Raw genomic sequence first — 16259 nt, 5'->3', positions numbered from 1 at the left:
GGCTTTCAGAGGCATGCTCCCGGTAACTATAGCTCGAAATCCCAACATCGTCAGGACCCTTCGACGCATCTTCGGCCTAGGCGGCCAAAATAGGACAGCAACCCTGTCCTAATTCATCAGCTCTATGCCAGAAAGCTTGTGCCTTCGCAAGAGCAAAACGGCAAAAATTCGACAACGAAAGACGGAAGATTGCCTATGCTGCAGAAATGGAGCAATAAAGTTTCGCTTTAGCGCATCATTTTATTTGTTGATTGCGCAGATCAATTTCTGTGATGGGTTCTTCAAGTTCTTGCTCTTGATAGGTTTTTGCATTGGCGTAATGTCCCGCCGACCCTATCTATCGCTCCCGTAGCTCACTCATTTTATTTGGTGCATTTCCATGTTCTTTGCCTCCGACAATTGGGCCGGCGCCCATTCCAAGATCGCCGAACGTCTCCTCGCCGAGTCCGGAGGCTTCGCATCGGCCTACGGCACGAGCGACCTCGACCAAAAAATCGAAGCCAAATTCAGCGAGATCTTCGAGCGTGAAGTCGCCGTCTTCTTTGTCGCCACCGGCACGGCTGCCAACTCGCTGTCGCTTGCCAGCGTTCAAAAGCCGGGAGGCATCAGCTTCTGCCATACCGAGGCGCATGTCGCCGAAGACGAATGCGGCGCACCTGATTTCTTCAGCGGCGCGCGCCTCGCAACGGTGGACGGAGCGCTCGGCAAGATAGATCCCAAGGCGCTTGCCACCAAGGTTGGCCGCTTTCCGCAGGATGCCGTGCATCATGGTCGCGCCGCTGCCGTGACCATCACGCAGGCGACGGAAATCGGCACCGTTTATTCGCTCGCCGAGATCGACGCCATCGCCGCCATCGCCAAAGAGAACGGCCTGCCGCTGCATATGGATGGCGCGCGCTTCGCGAATGCTCTGATTGCCCTCGGCGCCAGCCCGGCCGAGATGACATGGAAGCGCGGCGTCGACATTTTGTCCTTCGGCGGCACCAAGAACGGCTGCTGGTGCGCAGAAGCCATTGTCTTCTTCGATCCCGAGAAGGCAAAGGAGATGCAATTCATCCGCAAGCGCGCCGCCCAGCTTTTCTCCAAGTCGCGCTTCATCGCCGCCCAGTTCGACGGTTATTTCCAGGATGGTCTCTGGCTCGATCTCGCCCGCCATTCCAATAGCATGGCCGACCGTCTGCGCGCCGGCATCGAGAAGGCTCCGAATGCCCACCTCGCCTGGCCAACGGTATCCAACGAGGTTTTCGCAATCATACCGAAATCCTCCGCCAAGGCAGCCGAAGACAAGGGCGCAAAATTCTATGAATGGCCGATCCCGGAATCTCAGCCGGAACTCGTCGGCAGCGATGAAACGCTGATCCGCCTCGTGACCAGCTTCGCGACAACCGAAGCCGATGTCGCGAACTTCCTCGCCTGCCTGGCCTGATGGCAGATTAAAAGGAGCGCCGTAGCCGGCTTCTTGCCGGACGGCGCTCAGAAGAACGACTGGAATATAATTCTTAGTTGCTATGGGCGAGCATTGCAAAGCTCGATAGATCGGCGGCTGGTGCGCGGTGAACGATCATCGTCATTGCCATGACGCAGACAACAAGCCCGGAAATGAAGATGGCACCATATGTCATCGGCTCGGATATCCTTGCGCAGCTCGTACATCGCTACTCAAGATAGCGCCGGAAGCTGACGTCAGTCTGAATCGTCTCCGCCAAACGATTTGGCCGCATGAAGAAGAATGTGCGCCGGCGAAATATGTGACGGCAAATGCCCGATCCTAGCGGCATGATCGAAAACGGCTTTTACCGTCGCGTGATAGGCCGACTATCGTCAGCTTGATCGCGGACCTCTGACCTTCGCCAGAATATCCTCGGAGAGCGCTCTAACCAAAAGTTGGTCCGCGCCCTTGCGGGGCACGAGCACGAACTCGACGTCCTCTAGAGCCGGCAGCCAACCCGGCGCGATCTCCATCAAACCCGCAGGCGCCATGCTCCTCGGCTGAACGAGAACCCCCATGCCCGCGCGCGCTGCCGCCGTCAGGCCGCTGAGGCTGCCGCAGGTGCAGACGATCCGCCACGGCATCTGCTGCCGGCGCAGCGCCTCCAGCGCAACCGCCCGTGTAACGCTCGGCGTCGGAAAGGCAATCAGCGGCAAGGGCGCTGCAAGATTGCGGATCCGCTCCGGATCGCGTGCCAGCCAGACCAGCGGCTCGCGATAAACAAGCGTTCCTCTGACATCGCCAAGCCGACGCTTGGCGAGCACCAGATCGAGATCGCCATTATCCTGCATTTCATAGAGAGTGCCGCTCAAGGCGACCGTCAACTCGAGATCGACGGAGGGGTGCGACCGAACGAACTCCTCCAGCACATCGGGAAGCTGGCTGGTGACGAAATCCTCAGAGACACCGAGGCGCAGGCTGCCCCGCAGGCTGTTGCCGGCAAAGAGCTGCCGCACCTCGCCTTCGATCGAGAGCATCTGCCGGGCATGGCCAAGCAACGCCTCGCCATCACCCGTCAAAACGACGCGATGCGTGTCGCGCGCCAAGAGCTTGCGGCCAAGCTCGGTTTCCAAACGCTGTATATGCTGGCTGACCGTGGATTGGCCGAGACCAAGCCGCTCCGCCGCCAGCGTGAAACTGCCCATCTGCTCGACGGCGACGAAACTGCGTAATTGTGTGAGGTCCAGCATGATGCTTATCCGACTTTACGATAACTGTTATTCCTTGCATCGTGGATCGCGATAGGTCTATCTGCAAGGATTAATATCAAGACTTGCGATTGGGATTGGCACGATGCGCCGCTTTCTTCCAGACACCTTCACCATGCTGCTGGTGCTCACCGTTCTGACGGCATCCTTCTTTCCGGTACATGGCGCGAGCGCCAAGTATTTTGGCATTGCCACCAACTTCGCCATCGGCCTGCTGTTCTTCCTGCATGGTGCGCGCCTGTCGCGCGATGTCGTCATTGCCGGCATGCTGCATTGGCGGCTGCACCTCGTCATCCTGCTGACCACCTTCGGCGTCTTCCCGCTCCTTGTACTGGCGATGGGTCAGATCGTCCCGAACAGCATCCTGCCCGTGTCGCTCTATACCGGCATGTTGTTCCTGAGTGTCCTGCCCTCGACCGTGCAGTCCTCAATCGCCTTCACGTCGATCGCTGGCGGCAACGTGCCCGCCGCCATCTGCTCCGCTTCGGCCTCGAACATCTTCGGCATGTTCCTGACACCGCTGCTGGTCGGCATCCTGTTCTCGGTCGGCGGTCAGGGCGGCGGCTTTTCCTGGGATGTCCTGTGGCAGATCATGCTGCAACTGCTGGCACCCTTCATTGCCGGACAGCTATTGCAGCCGTGGATCGGCGACTGGATTCGTTCGAAGAAGAAGATCCTGATGCCCGTCGACCGCGGTTCGATCCTTATGGTCGTCTATTCGGCTTTCAGCGAGGCCGTCGTTGAAGGCCTGTGGCATACCTTCTCCGTGCTCGACATCATCACGGTCATCGTCGCCAACATGGTGCTTCTGGCGATGGTGCTGTGCATCACCATGTTCGGCAGCCGCGCTCTCGGCTTTGCCAAAGCAGACGAGATCACCATCACTTTCTGCGGCTCCAAGAAGTCTCTGGCAAGCGGCGTGCCGATGGCCAATGTCATTTTCGCCGGCCAGAGCATCGGCGCCATCGTGTTGCCGTTGATGCTGTTCCACCAGATCCAGCTGATGACCTGCGCCGTGCTCGCCCAGAAATATGCCGACGCCGCCAAACGGCGCGAGGCCGCAAAGGCACAGGCAGGGGCAAAATCGGGCGAAGCGACCAGCGCAGCCTGAGCGCCTGCCCATACCGCCAAAACAAAAGCGGCGTCCCTGTGGGACGCCGCTTTTGTTTGATCTTGGGAGGATCAGGGGCGACGGGCCTAAGTCCGCCACCCCGGCATGGGTTAGTTGATGTGAGCCTCGATAGCCTTCGGGGTTTCCACGGGCTCGGCTTCAATAGAGATCCGGCGGGGCTTCATGGCTTCGGGAATGTTGCGCAGCAAATCGATGTGCAGCAAACCATTCTTCAGCGAAGCAGCCTGGACCTCGACATGGTCGGCGAGCTGGAAACGGCGCTCGAAGGCGCGCTTGGCGATACCGCGATAAAGATATTCGCTGGTTTCAGCCGGCTCTTCGCTCTTTTCGCCCTTGACCTGAAGGACATGGGCATGAGCCTCGATGCTCAGTTCCTTTTCATCGAAACCGGCAACGGCCATGGTGATGCGATAGGTATTTTCACCCGTGCGCTCGATGTTGTAGGGCGGATAGGTCTGGGCCTGATCCGGCTGGCCAAGGCTGTCGAGCATGGTGAAAAGACGGTCGAAACCGACGGTAGAACGGTAGAGGGGAGAGAAGTCTACGTGACGCATGGAGTCCTCCTGTGAGCGACGATTGCGATTTCAATTTTTGTCCCATGACCCCACTTCTGGCAGCCTCGGGACGGTTCCGCAGGCCCGTTTGGCACCCGCGAAAAAGAGATGGGGATCGCATTTCCAGAGTTCAAGCCCCCTCTGCGGCAGGGCGCATTTTACAAAGAAAGCTGCGTGAACCGTAGATGAACGAGCGGTTCGGAACCCGTTCAGGCTGGCGGGTCTATCAATAAACCATCGGAACACCATCATCCGATGACTGAAGTGTATCGTCCCTTCTTCTTCAGTCCTGCTCGGCCGGCGAAGCGGATCTCTCTATCCCGCGAGCCGGCCCTTTTCTTTCCGGCGACCCATCAATTCAACAAAAAGAGTGACGCGGTTTTCCGTCCGCAATCGAGGCGACGTCGGCCGTTATCGCAACAGCTTCAGCGAGCCCGTCAGCGATTTCACCCATTTCGACGGGCCTGCAATTCCCAAGCCGTCGATCGCTTCCATGTTGAGGTCGCGGTCGGGAAATGCTGCCTCATACTCCCTATAGTCGTGCAGCGAGCGCGCAAAGGCCGGAAATGCAACGACCGCCCGCTCGCCCTGTTGCGGCAATGCCTTCAATAGTAGCGACCGGATGGTCTCGGCATCGGCCTGCAACATCGGAACCGGCATGTTCGAACTGATGTCGATGGCGCGCCCTTCCCTGTCGGTCAGTTGCTGCGCGGCAAGTACTGGAAATCGCGCCCCCAGCCCGATTGCGATGGCGCCGGCGGTGTTGGCGATCAGCCCCAGCGGCAGGTCCGGATTGATGACGATGGCGAGACGAATATCGGGAAACATGGGAGGCCTGTTGCTGACGTTGATTTCCCGATCAGGTTATCTCCAATACCGGGGACGATCTTACCTTTCATTGCCGGGATTTGATTGAATATGGTAGAATCTACCTAGTCTAACGGAAATTACGGCCAGATATGCCCTCAACGCTTGAACAGATCGACTTGAAAATTCTCGGAGCGCTCCAGAAGGACGGACGCCTGACGAACCAGGCCCTTTCGTCGGAAGTCGGGCTCTCTACGTCCCCCTGCTGGCGGCGCGTGCGTCAATTGGAAGAAACCGGCGTGATCCAGGGCTACACGGCAACCCTGGACAGGCGCCAGATCGGCCTCGGCGTGCTGGCTTTCATCCGGGTGAAGATCGATAGCCATAGCGAAGCGGAAGCCGAGGAATTCTCGCGCGATGTCTTGAAGCTGAGCGAAGTCGTGGCGTGCTACAGCATCGCCGGCGACGCCGATTTCCTGCTGCAGGTTGTTGCCGCCGACCTCGACAGTTACGCGGATTTCGCCATGGCCGTCGTTCGCCGCCTGCCGCGCATCAAGGAAATGCAAACGACGTTCGTGCTCAAGGAGATCAAGCCCTTCAAGGGTTTTCCTCTGGATGTCGGCCAGCGATAGCGGCTGATGACATGGATTGCCGGGCATGAACTGCCGGGCCTTTACGCCGGGATCGGAGGCATCCTATGCTGGCGATATGGCGGGCCTGCCCTGGGGTATCGAATGTCGGCACTTTCTTTCTCGAAAATCTCCGCATCGCTGAATGCGTTGCTCGCGACAATCGGTCTGGCAACCGTGGCCGCACTCACCACGCCCGATATGACCGGCCAGACCAGAAGCACCCTGGAAATCGTGCTCATCTGCGTGTGGGTCGCCTATGTTCTGCAATTGATCGAGACGCTGATCATGCAGCGGGCGAGAGACATCCGCGGCAGATCGCTGGAAATAGCCGTCGACGTGCTTGCCGTTCTGGTCCCCCTGGCCGCATTCTTTCTCGCCCGCGGCCGCGACCAAAGCCTCTTTTGCGCCATCTGGCTGCTGAAGCCGCTACGCGGTTCGACCTTCTTTCGCCTCTTGGGCAGGGTCCTGACCAAGGAGGCGCGCAACCTGATCGGCGTCACCTCGATCTTCGTCATCGTTCTTTTCGCCGCCGCACTCGCGGCCTATGTCATCGAGCGCGACGTTCAGCCGGACAAGTTCGGCAGCATTCCGCTGGCCATGTGGTGGGCGGTGGTCACGCTGTCGACGACAGGCTATGGCGATGAGATCCCCCAGAGCTTTGCCGGTCGCGTGCTCGCCGGACTGGTGATGATGAGCGGGATCGGCATCTTCGCACTCTGGGCCGGTATCCTCGCCACAGGCTTCTACGAGGAGGTCCGCCGCCAGGATTTCGTGCGCAACTGGCAGCTGGTCGCAGCCGTGCCGCTGTTCCAGAAACTTGGCTCGGGAGCGCTCATCGAAATCGTGCGCGCGCTGAGACCTCGCGTCGTGCCAGCCGGCGGCATCATCTGCCGCAAGGGTGAGGCCGGCGACCAGATGTTCTTCATCGTCGAAGGTCGCGTCAGCGTCGCCACCCCGAACCCGGTGGAACTTGGCTCCGGAAGTTTCTTCGGCGAGATGGCGCTGATCACCGGCGAACCCCGCTCGGCAACCGTCAGCGCCACGACCGAAGTCTCGTTGCTGTCGCTCTATTCCTCGGATTTCCAGATGCTGTCGAGCAGCAGCCCGGAGATCGCCGAGATCATCCGCAAGACCGCACTCGAACGGCGCGGTGCAGCGCCGAAATCCTGATAAGGACAATCCCGCGTCCCGTCCCTCAAGAGCCCCGGGAAGGCCTCATGCCGAGAAAAGCCACAAACCTGTTGCAATTCGTCCCACCTGAGCTATCCCCTTAGAACAAGCCATTTCTCAAGCGAGGCGCGACATCGCGATGGATTCGGTCCTCTATTCCACGGCAGACAATCCAGTGCCGGAAAACCGCACCGAAGGGTTCTTCGAGAGCTTCGACGGGCGCAAACTGCGCTATGCCGTTTTCCGGTGCGAGCAGCCGATTGCCCGCGGGACCGTGGTATTGCTGCAGGGCCGCAACGAATTCATGGAGAAGTATTTCGAGACGATCCGCGATCTCACGGCCAAGGGTCTTTGGGTTGCAACCTTCGATCTGCGCGGTCAGGGTGGATCGGAGCGGTTGCTGAAGGATCCGTTGCGCGGCCATGTCCGCCGGTTTTCTGACTACGAGCGCGATCTCACGGCTTTCCTGGACACAATCGTCCTGCCGGATACGCGCCTTCCCTTCTTTCTGCTTGCACATTCGACAGGCGGTCTGATCGCTCTGTCTGCCGCCCCCAGGCTCGGAAGCCGCATCGAGCGAATGGTGCTGTCCGCGCCCTTTATTGGCCTGATGGGTCACGGCGCCTCCCCCAACCTCATCCGCTTTCTTTCCAGTACGGCCAGCAATATCGGACTTGGCCGCATGCAGTTCAGCAAGAAATTCAAGGAAAAGCCGTTCGCCGAAAATCCGCTGACGACGGACGAGCAGCGCTATCGGCGCAATATCGGTATCGGCGCGACCTATCCGCAGCTCTGCCTGGGGCCGCCGACGGCACGCTGGCTATCCCAGGCCTTCCAGACGATCGAGCTTGTCAACAGACCCGAACACCTGTTCTCGATACCCATTCCGACCGTTCTGATCGCACCGACGCGAGACGGCGTGGTGCCCTATGCCAATCAGGAACGGCTGTCGCGTTACTTTCGGGCTGCACAACTCGTGCCTGTTCACGGGTCCAAGCATGAAATCCTGCAGGAGCGGGATATCTACCGAAACCAGGCACTCGCCGCGATCCACGCTTTCATTCCCGGCAGCGACGCGGTGACGAATGCTTATGAAGTGGAAGCAGGGGCTTAAGAGACCCGTCTTTCGCAAATCGCCCGATAAGCCATGCACAGATTGAGATCAGAGAGCGTTTCCGCTCCGCTTTGAATCGCGGACACGCTCCATCTTCCTGGTTCTTTACGCATTCCGGACGGAAAACCGCTGCGCGCTTTTCCTGGAAATGCTCTAGCGAGCCAGAATAGCCCGAGCCTGCTCATAGACGGCACGGCTGCCGGCCGCGATGATCGAACCGCCCATCTCCGGACGGCCGCCATCCCATGTCGTGATGATGCCGCCGGCCTGCTCGATGACCGGAATGATACCGCCGACATCGTAGGGCTTCAGCGAATTCTCGATGACGAGATCGACATGGCCGGCCGCCAGCAACGCATAGGCATAGCAATCGGTGCCGTAGCGGAAGAGACGCACCTGGCTCTCGATTTCGCGATACTTGGCAAGCTCCTCGCCGACGAACAGATGCGGTGACGTGGTGAAGAGAATAGCGTTCGAGAGGTCGCCGCAATCGCGAACCTGCAGCTTTTTTTCGCCGTCCGGACCGGAATAGGTGGACCCGTTACCATCGGCGAAATAGCGCTCGCCGGTGAAAGGCTGGTCGATAAGGCCCATGATGGCGCGACCGTTCTTCTGCAAGCCGATCAGCGTGCCCCACACCGGAACGCCGGAGATGAATGCGCGCGTGCCGTCGATCGGGTCGATCACCCAGACATGCTCGCGATCGAGACCGACGCTACCGTGCTCTTCGCCGAGAATGCCGTGACCGGGAAACTCTGATTCGATCAGCGCGCGAATCGCCACTTCTGCGGCGCGGTCGCCTTCGGTCACCGGATCGAAGCCCTTGGCTTCCTTGTTGACCACGTCAACGCCAGCTCTGAAGCGCGGCAGGGTTTCGGCCTTGGCCGCTTCGGCCAGTCGATAGAAAAACGAGCGATCGGGGAGCATGGTCAATCCAGGTGCGTGGCGGGATGGCGATGTCATAGCGCATAAGCGCCACGAAGCAAACCGGATGATGACACAGCGCGCAGAATGCCTGCGAATCAGGCAGGATTTTTCAAATTGCCTAGATATTTTGCAGTGCAACAAAATGCTTGACATTTGTGCAATGCAGCAGCATTATCCCGCTACAGTCTTCCGACTGTAAATGCCCTTCCTGGGTGTTTCCTCCCTAGACTTAGCCGCGCCACGAGCGCGGTTCTTTTTGCGCATTGTCAGATGACCAACCGGCAAGAAGCACGACGACGCCCGCACAAGCAGGATTGCCGGTCGCGGTGACGCGAGAACATCCCAAATATTCAGAATGAAATACGGAAATCGATCCTATTCCGCGGCCAGCGCGGGATCGCCTGTATAGGATTCCACATGTTCGGCAATGCGCTTCATAAAGAGCGTGATGGCTGCGGCGATCTGATCGAAATCCGGGCGCTTCTCCAGCGTCGTCTCGTCGACATACAGCGAGCGGTTAACCTCGATCTGCAGCGCGTGCAGCCCGCGTGATGGACGACCATAGTGCTCGGTGATGAAACCGCCAGCATAGGGCTTGTTGCGCACCGCGTTGAAACCCAGCTCTTCAAGAATCTGCATGGCCGCGCGTGACAGCTCAGCCGAGGCACTGGTGCCATAGCGATCGCCGAGAATGAAATCCGGCCGGATATTGCTGCCGGCGATTCGGATATTGCCCGGCATGGAATGACAATCGACCAGCACGCCGAAACCAAATTTGACATGCGTGCGCGCAATCAGCCGCCGAAGGGTCGCATGATAGGGCTTGTAGATCGTTTCGATTCGCTGAAGCGCATCCTCTACCGGCACGCGACGCGCATAGATTTCCATATTCTCGGCAACGATTCGCGGGATCGTGCCGAGCCCGCCCGCAACCCGCAGCGAATTGATATTCGCATAGGGCGGCAGGGCGCCGTCGAACATGCGCGGATCGAGCTCATAGGGCTCGCGGTTCACATCGATATAGGCGCGCGGAAAATTGGCGAGCAGCAGCGGTGCACCGAGAGAGCTTGCCGCCGAAAAAAGCTCGTCGACATAGTGATCTTCCGAGCGGCGTATGGCGATGCCCTGCAGGCGGGATTGAGCGACGAAATCAGGAGGATAGATGCGGCCGCTATGCGGCGAGCTATAGACAAACGGTATCGTCTGGGAGGCGGGCTCCAATACCTCGTAAATCTCGTAACTACGCATTTCCGCGGACATCAACGTCTTTACCATGTCAACAACTTGTCGCAGTTGTCATGTTGCCAGTTGCATGACGGCAAGTCCATAGTAACTTGACCGAAATGGCCTTAATCCAAAGCGCCGAAATCGAAATCTCCCGATGTGCGCTCAGCGAAAACCTGAAACGTTTTCGTAGGATGTGCTTATGCCTCGAACAAATGCCGGATGAGCGCGTTATGGCTCACCATTCACGGCTTGTTTACGGCGGAGCGCTAACCTAAACCCTGGACGTGCCAACAAGACAATATTGATTAGCGATAGAGATGATGACCCAGAAGATACTTCTTGCCGAAGATGACAACGACATGCGTCGCTTCCTTGTGAAGGCGCTCGAAAAAGCCGGCTACAAGGTCTTGTCCTTTGACAATGGAGCAAGCGCCTACGACCGGCTGCGCGAAGAGCCGTTCTCGCTGCTTTTGACGGATATCGTCATGCCGGAGATGGACGGCATCGAGCTGGCGCGGCGCGCCACCGAACTCGATCCGGATCTGAAAGTGATGTTCATCACCGGTTTTGCCGCAGTGGCACTGAACCCTGATTCGAAGGCACCGAAGGATGCGAAGGTCCTTTCCAAGCCTTTCCACCTTCGCGAGCTGGTCGATGAAGTCAACAAACTCCTTGCCGCGTAAGGCTTCCGGCGGCCTCGTCACAAAACCGAAAAAAGCCTATTGACGGCACCCGGGGTTTTGTGATCTATGCGCCGCCATCGGATGGGCGTGTAGCTCAGCGGGAGAGCACTACGTTGACATCGTAGGGGTCACAGGTTCAATCCCTGTCACGCCCACCATCCTAATTCGCTGAAAAGCAAGGCCTTTCGAGAAATCGAAAGGCCTTTTCAGTTTCAGGTTCCCGCAATGCGCCGATCTCCTGCCGAACCTTTGTCCGTCCGGTGTTCGTCCGGCAGCTATGCGCTAGCGGCAGCGATAGATCCCTGCGGATTATTGCTCCAGAATATGCCGAAGTCCCAATGTCGTCGTCGGATAGGCGTAGGCGCCCCTATCCAGGAACCCTTGGCGATAGAGGCAGTTTCTCAGCGCCAGCCAGTAAAGCGTGCTCTCCGGATCCGGCGAGCCTCGCCGCCAGGAGTAGGCCTCAGGTTCGCAATGATTGAGGGCTCTGCCATATTTCGCCAGCAACACCGGATCGCTGTCGACGCGCACGGCACCATGATAGGACTGATAATTCGAAGGCGCCTCGCCGGCTGAGACGCATGCCAGACTCAATATCGCACCCAAAGCCAACATCATTTTCATGAGCTTCGATCTCCCGCTTGTAGCGGCTCGAATATTCGAGCGCAGGATTTAGAATAATCGCCTTTTCACCGATATCCAATCACATGCTGATGTTCACAGCGATCCGGCCCTGGTGACCCTGCGACATAACTTCCCGCCACAAGCCGCTTGACTTCCAAGCGCGCCGTCATCCTACTGTCATATCAGGGCATTGGTCATACGGGAGGACGAGATGACGGTCGTAAAGCGGCACTTCTACAAAAACCACAAGCCAAATGGAGACGAGTATCATTTCCATCTTGCCCGGGACACGGAAAGCGGCGAGGTCTTCGTCATCCGTGAAGCCGATTTTACGGTCGATGGCGGCAGTGAAAAAACCATGACCCTCTATGAATTTCTGGCCGGCGGCGGCAACAGGCAGAATGCATTGCTGCACTTGATCGGCTCGCTCGTTCCGGAATGACGCCCGAACCCCATGAAGGCTTCGGGTTGACTGCCACATTTTGATCGGCGAACTTGCAGGGGCTTGAAAGGAGCCCCTCTTATGCGATTCGCATGCATTGCTTTTGGATTGACGGCGCTGGTCGCCACATCGGCCGCGGCTGCGCCCGTAGAGAATTTTCCGACACAGGGCGTCACCGTCGTCACTGGAAAATGCTCCAAACTCGTGGTTGGCAAGCTCGACGCCTCCAAAGGCTGCAAGGCGGAACTCGCCAGCGTGACCGCACCTGATGGCTCCGTGACCTTCATTTTCACCTCCGGCGGCAAAATGCTGGGCTTCCGCGGCAATGGCAAAGGCATCAAGCCCGGCAGCCAGAAGGGCACCGCACAATTGCCGATCGACGTTATCTCGACGGGAGCCGGCAACAAGATGTCGGGCCAGGTCGAAGCCAAGGGTACCTGCACTTTCGCAAACCCCTACGAGGGCAAGGCGATCGCCATCCAATGCTCGGCCAAATCGCCCGAGATGAGCTTCAATGGCAGCTTCACGTCAGACGGCAAGACCCCTCGCCACAAATAGGCACGGATCATTGGATGGTTCGCGGCCGCATCAATGCCGCGAACCGCTTTTCGGCCTATGTCCATGATTGGCGTCGGCCGGCGCCTCACGCGACAGGTCCGCACCGTTGACATGGGCCGGCACATGGACGTCCTCATGCGTTACCGGATGCAGGGTGAGATCGACCTGGTGCGGCGGCAGCACCTGCGCCTGACGAAGCGTATTCGATCGTGCCTTCTTCTGCCGTTCGGTCAACTCCGGCTTCTTTTCCTGCGCTTTATGATGAATGGGATTAGGGCTCATGGGAAGTTCTCCTATCGGTCTCAGTCATCCAGGCAAGACGGGCAGCACAAACAAGCCTGATGGTCAAACGCCACCCTTCCCGTTTGGTTCCCCACATTGTCGAATTTGGAAGTGGTGCCTCGGGCAGGATTTCAACCCCTGGCTCTTGACGTCCGCTGTGACTTCACTACCTTATATCAATCTCCACGCCTCCCTGACATCGGCGATGGATTGAACTATGGTGCCGGGCCCCTCTGGCGAGAGTTTTTACGGCGCTCTCGCGATGTCGGTACCGCCTGCAGATGAGCCGGCGGACTTTTTCCATGAACAGCTTGACCATGCCTCACCCGCATGCCGTCTACGGTATGTGGCTGCGCGCTTTTTCGGGATTCAACCTCCTCTGCGGCGAGGTGCGTCGATGACGACGCCCACCGCTTCCAAATCCTTGCTCAGCTATTTCGGCTGGGCTTTCGCCGTCACCATCGGCGGCCTTGCCCTTGGGGCTTTTTTAGGCTGGAACACCACAGGCACGTTTGGCGGCCTGGCGACGGCGTTCTTCATATGCTCGGTTCTGGCCGTGCTCGAAATTTCGCTTTCCTTCGATAACGCCATCGTCAATGCCAACAAGCTGAAGGAAATGACCCCCGTCTGGCAGCATCGCTTCCTGACATGGGGCATCATCATTGCCGTCTTCGGCATGCGCATCGTCTTTCCGCTGGCAATCGTTGCCATCGCCGCGTGGATCGATCCCTGGGAAGCGCTGAAGCTCGCCGCGACCAAGCCGGAGCAGTATGGCGAGATCATGCGGGCCGCACATCTTCCGATCGCGGCCTTCGGCGGCACCTTCCTGATGATGGTCGGCCTGACCTACTTCTTCAACCACGAGAAGGATGTTCACTGGATCAGCTTCATTGAAAAGCGCATGGCGCATTACGCCACGGTCAAAGGCGTTGAAATCGCTTTCGTGCTCGTTATTGTCCTCGCCTTCACCTACATTCTCGACGGCGACGATGCGACGACCTTCCTGCATGCTTCGATCTATGGCCTGCTGACCTTCCTGCTTGTCGAGGTGCTGGCAGGCTTCCTGGACGCCTCGCAAAAGACGATGTCCGCGGCGGCAAAAGGCGGCTTCGGTGCTTTCCTCTATCTCGAAGTCCTCGATGCGAGCTTCTCTTTCGACGGCGTGATCGGCGCTTTTGCCCTGACGCAGAACCTGTTCATCATCGCCATCGGCCTCGGCATCGGTGCGATGTATGTTCGCTCCATGACGATCATGTTGGTGGAAAAGGGCACGCTTGCCCATTACCGCTACCTCGAACATGGCGCCTTCTATGCCATCCTGATCCTTTCGGTGATCATGTATGTGCAGACGTTGACGCATATTCCGGAAGTCATCACCGGCCTTGGCGGCGCGACCCTGATCGGTATCTCGCTCTGGTCGTCGATCCGCTACAACAAGCGCAACGGTCTTACCCATGCTGCTGCCCATGATGAGCAACGCGACCGGGCGGAAGCCTGAAGCATGTGGCGCAAGAGGGCGCGGCCGTTCTGCGGCTGCGCCAATGCGTAAGAGCTAAAGCGCAGGAAGCGAATTCTGGAGATCGCAATGCGCTTCGGGCGGCAAACCAAATAAACGTGGGCCTCGCGCCTGCGAGCACATCTTGATCATGGGCGAGCGTTGCTTTTGCGGCGCTCGCCCATACCTTTTCCGGCGCTTTCAGCCAAAAACCGTTGAAACCTCTGCATCGGCGTCCGGAATATTTGCCATCCCGAAATATTGACGCCGGCGTTTCATAAAAAAATAACGCAATCGCGATTGAAGTTGCCCGCAAAACGTAACCCATAGAGTATTGATTGTGTATCTTCGCAAGCAGTTCCAGAATGAAGCGTCCAGGGGAGGCAGAGCATGGCAGCCAAAATCGTTCCGGTGATCATGGCAGGCGGCAAGGGCACACGGCTTTGGCCGCTGTCGCGCGCTTCCGCACCGAAGCAGTTCATCCAGTTCATCGGCGACAGGACGCTGTTTCAGAACACGCTGGAACGCGTCGCGGATGCCGAGCTTTATGAAGCGCCGATCGTTCTAACCAACGAGGAATTCCGCTTCCTCGTCGCCGAACAGGCGCGTGAGCTGGACCTGAAGCTGGCCGCGATCTTGCTGGAGCCGGTCGCCCGCAACACAGCCGCCGCCGTTGCCGCCGCCGCGGCGCTCGTGACCGAGCTTTTCGGCAAGGACGCGATCATGCACGTCCTCGGCTCCGACTATGAGATCGATGCCACCACGACCTACTATGATTGCGTGCGCCAGGCGCGTGATACGGCACTGCAGGGCAAGCTCGTCACCTTCGGCATTACGCCGACCGAACCAGCGACCGGCTATGGCTATATCGAAAGCGGCAAGGCCCTCCCGAGCGGTGCTCACGCCGTCAAGCGCTTCGTCGAAAAGCCGGCGCTGGAAAAGGCGAAGGAGATGGTCGCCAGCGGCAACTTCTACTGGAATTCGGGGATGTTCATGTTCTCCGCCGCCCAGCTCGTAACCGAGATGAAGGAATTCGCCCCCGAGGTCGAAAAGGCGGCAAGCAAGGCCGTTTCCAAATCGACACGCGACCTCGATTTCACCCGCCTCGATGCGGATCACTTCTCCAAGAGCCCGGATATTTCCATCGACTACGCTCTGATGGAGAAGACGGCCAACGCGGCCGTTGTTCCCTCCCCCTTCATCTGGTCCGATCTCGGCAGCTGGGATTCGGTCTGGAAAGTCGGCAATCGTGACGAAAGCGGCAACGTGACGACCGGCGCCACGACGCTGGTCAACACCAAGAACTCGCTCGTCATGAGCCATAGCCTGCACGTCGCCGTGCAGGGGCTTGAGGACGTCGCCGTGGTCGCCAGCGAAGACGCCGTCTATGTCGGCCGCCTCAAGGACAGCCAGGAAGTCGGCAAGCTCGTCAAACTGCTGGCGAGCGAGAAGAAGACGGCGAAACTCACCGAAACGCATCCGACATCCTATCGCCCATGGGGCGGCTATACGTCGGTGCTCAATGGCGACCGCTTCCAGGTCAAGCGCATCTTCGTGCTGCCCGGCAAGAAGCTGTCGCTGCAGAAACATCACCATCGTTCCGAACACTGGATCGTCGTCAAGGGTACGGCGGAGGTGACGGTCGGCGAAAACGTGCAGATGCTGCGCGAAAACGAGTCGGTCTATATCCCGCTCGGCGAAGTGCATCGTCTGGCAAATCCCGGCAAGATCCTGCTGGAACTGATCGAAGTACAGACCGGCTCGTATCTCGGCGAAGACGATATCATCCGCCTCGTCGACGAGTTCGGCAGAAGCTGATTGCAACCAGTGGAATAAAGATTCTCGAGCGGCGGGCAAAAGCTCGCCGTTTTATTTTGACCGGACACTGCAAGACTTCCCCCAACCGCCAAGACGT

General features: G+C 58.6%; 18 protein-coding genes and 1 tRNA gene. 11 read left to right on the top strand and 8 right to left on the bottom strand.

Going from position 1 to position 16259, the window contains the following annotated elements; translation table 11 throughout:
* Positions 1-379: 379 nt before the first annotated feature.
* Positions 380-1426 carry a threonine aldolase family protein gene (locus tag ACIQJ2_RS22290; protein ID WP_400671959.1) on the top strand — a complete coding sequence of 349 codons (1047 nt, stop codon included), beginning with the start codon at positions 380-382 and terminating at the stop codon, positions 1424-1426.
* A 73-nt stretch (positions 1427-1499) separates the two neighbouring features.
* Here ACIQJ2_RS22290 and ACIQJ2_RS22285 read toward each other — a convergent pair whose 3' ends face one another.
* Positions 1500-1622 carry a hypothetical protein gene (locus ACIQJ2_RS22285; protein ID WP_281436314.1) on the bottom strand — a complete coding sequence of 41 codons (123 nt, stop codon included), beginning with the start codon at positions 1620-1622 and terminating at the stop codon, positions 1500-1502.
* A 199-nt stretch (positions 1623-1821) separates the two neighbouring features.
* A complete protein-coding gene (locus tag ACIQJ2_RS22280; RefSeq protein ID WP_199149968.1) occupies positions 1822-2679 on the bottom strand; it encodes a LysR family transcriptional regulator in 858 nt (285 codons plus the stop codon).
* Positions 2680-2782: 103 nt separating this feature from the next.
* Here ACIQJ2_RS22280 and ACIQJ2_RS22275 point away from each other — a divergent pair, with 103 nt between their 5' ends.
* Positions 2783-3808 (top strand): bile acid:sodium symporter family protein, encoded by a 1026-nt coding sequence (locus tag ACIQJ2_RS22275; protein WP_400671963.1) that lies wholly within the window; start codon positions 2783-2785, stop codon positions 3806-3808.
* Positions 3809-3918: 110 nt separating this feature from the next.
* Here ACIQJ2_RS22275 and ACIQJ2_RS22270 read toward each other — a convergent pair whose 3' ends face one another.
* Together ACIQJ2_RS22270 and ACIQJ2_RS22265 are read right to left on the bottom strand one after the other, a co-directional pair.
* Positions 3919-4383, bottom strand: a complete 465-nt coding sequence (locus ACIQJ2_RS22270) for an Hsp20 family protein (RefSeq protein WP_199089504.1) — start codon at positions 4381-4383, stop codon at positions 3919-3921.
* Positions 4384-4794: 411 nt separating this feature from the next.
* Complete coding sequence (locus tag ACIQJ2_RS22265; protein WP_400671966.1) at positions 4795-5211, bottom strand: DUF2000 domain-containing protein; 417 nt, start codon at positions 5209-5211, stop codon at positions 4795-4797.
* Positions 5212-5342: 131 nt separating this feature from the next.
* Between ACIQJ2_RS22265 and ACIQJ2_RS22260 the strand changes: the two genes are divergently transcribed.
* The 3 genes from ACIQJ2_RS22260 (at position 5343) to ACIQJ2_RS22250 (ending at position 8106) form a co-directional block, all read left to right on the top strand.
* Complete coding sequence (locus ACIQJ2_RS22260; RefSeq protein WP_400671968.1) at positions 5343-5822, top strand: Lrp/AsnC family transcriptional regulator; 480 nt, start codon at positions 5343-5345, stop codon at positions 5820-5822.
* Between the two features lie 102 nt (positions 5823-5924).
* Positions 5925-6992 carry a cyclic nucleotide-gated ion channel gene (locus ACIQJ2_RS22255; protein WP_400671970.1) on the top strand — a complete coding sequence of 356 codons (1068 nt, stop codon included), beginning with the start codon at positions 5925-5927 and terminating at the stop codon, positions 6990-6992.
* Between the two features lie 139 nt (positions 6993-7131).
* Positions 7132-8106, top strand: a complete 975-nt coding sequence (locus ACIQJ2_RS22250) for an alpha/beta hydrolase (protein ID WP_199149973.1) — start codon at positions 7132-7134, stop codon at positions 8104-8106.
* Between the two features lie 153 nt (positions 8107-8259).
* Here ACIQJ2_RS22250 and hisN read toward each other — a convergent pair whose 3' ends face one another.
* Together hisN and ACIQJ2_RS22240 are read right to left on the bottom strand one after the other, a co-directional pair.
* On the bottom strand, positions 8260-9033 hold the full coding sequence (hisN, locus tag ACIQJ2_RS22245) for a histidinol-phosphatase (protein WP_400671974.1): 774 nt from the start codon (positions 9031-9033) through the stop codon (positions 8260-8262).
* A gap of 375 nt (positions 9034-9408) precedes the next feature.
* The gene (locus ACIQJ2_RS22240) at positions 9409-10308 is read right to left on the bottom strand and encodes an N-formylglutamate amidohydrolase (RefSeq protein WP_246762318.1); all 900 of its coding nucleotides are present in this window, start codon (positions 10306-10308) and stop codon (positions 9409-9411) included.
* A 272-nt stretch (positions 10309-10580) separates the two neighbouring features.
* Here ACIQJ2_RS22240 and cpdR1 point away from each other — a divergent pair, with 272 nt between their 5' ends.
* Together cpdR1 and ACIQJ2_RS22230 are read left to right on the top strand one after the other, a co-directional pair.
* Positions 10581-10943, top strand: a complete 363-nt coding sequence (gene cpdR1, locus ACIQJ2_RS22235; protein WP_004117561.1) for a response regulator CpdR1 — start codon at positions 10581-10583, stop codon at positions 10941-10943.
* Positions 10944-11026: 83 nt separating this feature from the next.
* A tRNA-Val gene (locus ACIQJ2_RS22230) sits at positions 11027-11101 on the top strand.
* A 151-nt stretch (positions 11102-11252) separates the two neighbouring features.
* Here ACIQJ2_RS22230 and ACIQJ2_RS22225 read toward each other — a convergent pair.
* Entirely contained in the window at positions 11253-11567 is a 315-nt protein-coding gene (locus ACIQJ2_RS22225) for a hypothetical protein (protein WP_199149975.1), read from the bottom strand.
* 211 nt (positions 11568-11778) lie between these two features.
* On the opposite strand from ACIQJ2_RS22225, the gene ACIQJ2_RS22220 reads away from it, so the two are divergent.
* Both ACIQJ2_RS22220 and ACIQJ2_RS22215 read left to right on the top strand, forming a co-directional pair.
* Entirely contained in the window at positions 11779-12009 is a 231-nt protein-coding gene (locus tag ACIQJ2_RS22220) for a hypothetical protein (protein ID WP_199149976.1), read from the top strand.
* Positions 12010-12090: 81 nt separating this feature from the next.
* Positions 12091-12567, top strand: coding sequence for a hypothetical protein (locus tag ACIQJ2_RS22215; RefSeq protein WP_199149977.1), 477 nt, complete (start codon positions 12091-12093; stop codon positions 12565-12567).
* Between the two features lie 30 nt (positions 12568-12597).
* Here the strand turns inward: ACIQJ2_RS22215 and ACIQJ2_RS22210 are convergent, their stop codons facing one another.
* Complete coding sequence (locus ACIQJ2_RS22210; RefSeq protein WP_199149978.1) at positions 12598-12849, bottom strand: hypothetical protein; 252 nt, start codon at positions 12847-12849, stop codon at positions 12598-12600.
* 397 nt (positions 12850-13246) lie between these two features.
* Between ACIQJ2_RS22210 and ACIQJ2_RS22205 the strand changes: the two genes are divergently transcribed.
* The gene (locus ACIQJ2_RS22205; protein WP_400671979.1) at positions 13247-14347 is read left to right on the top strand and encodes a DUF475 domain-containing protein; all 1101 of its coding nucleotides are present in this window, start codon (positions 13247-13249) and stop codon (positions 14345-14347) included.
* A gap of 387 nt (positions 14348-14734) precedes the next feature.
* Complete coding sequence (locus tag ACIQJ2_RS22200; protein ID WP_400671982.1) at positions 14735-16162, top strand: mannose-1-phosphate guanylyltransferase/mannose-6-phosphate isomerase; 1428 nt, start codon at positions 14735-14737, stop codon at positions 16160-16162.
* Positions 16163-16259 lie beyond the last annotated feature (97 nt).

It is taken from the genome of Rhizobium sp. NPDC092011, from assembly GCF_044756305.1.
Classification (GTDB): domain Bacteria; phylum Pseudomonadota; class Alphaproteobacteria; order Rhizobiales; family Rhizobiaceae; genus Rhizobium.
This window is presented reverse-complemented; position numbering and strand designations above follow the sequence as displayed.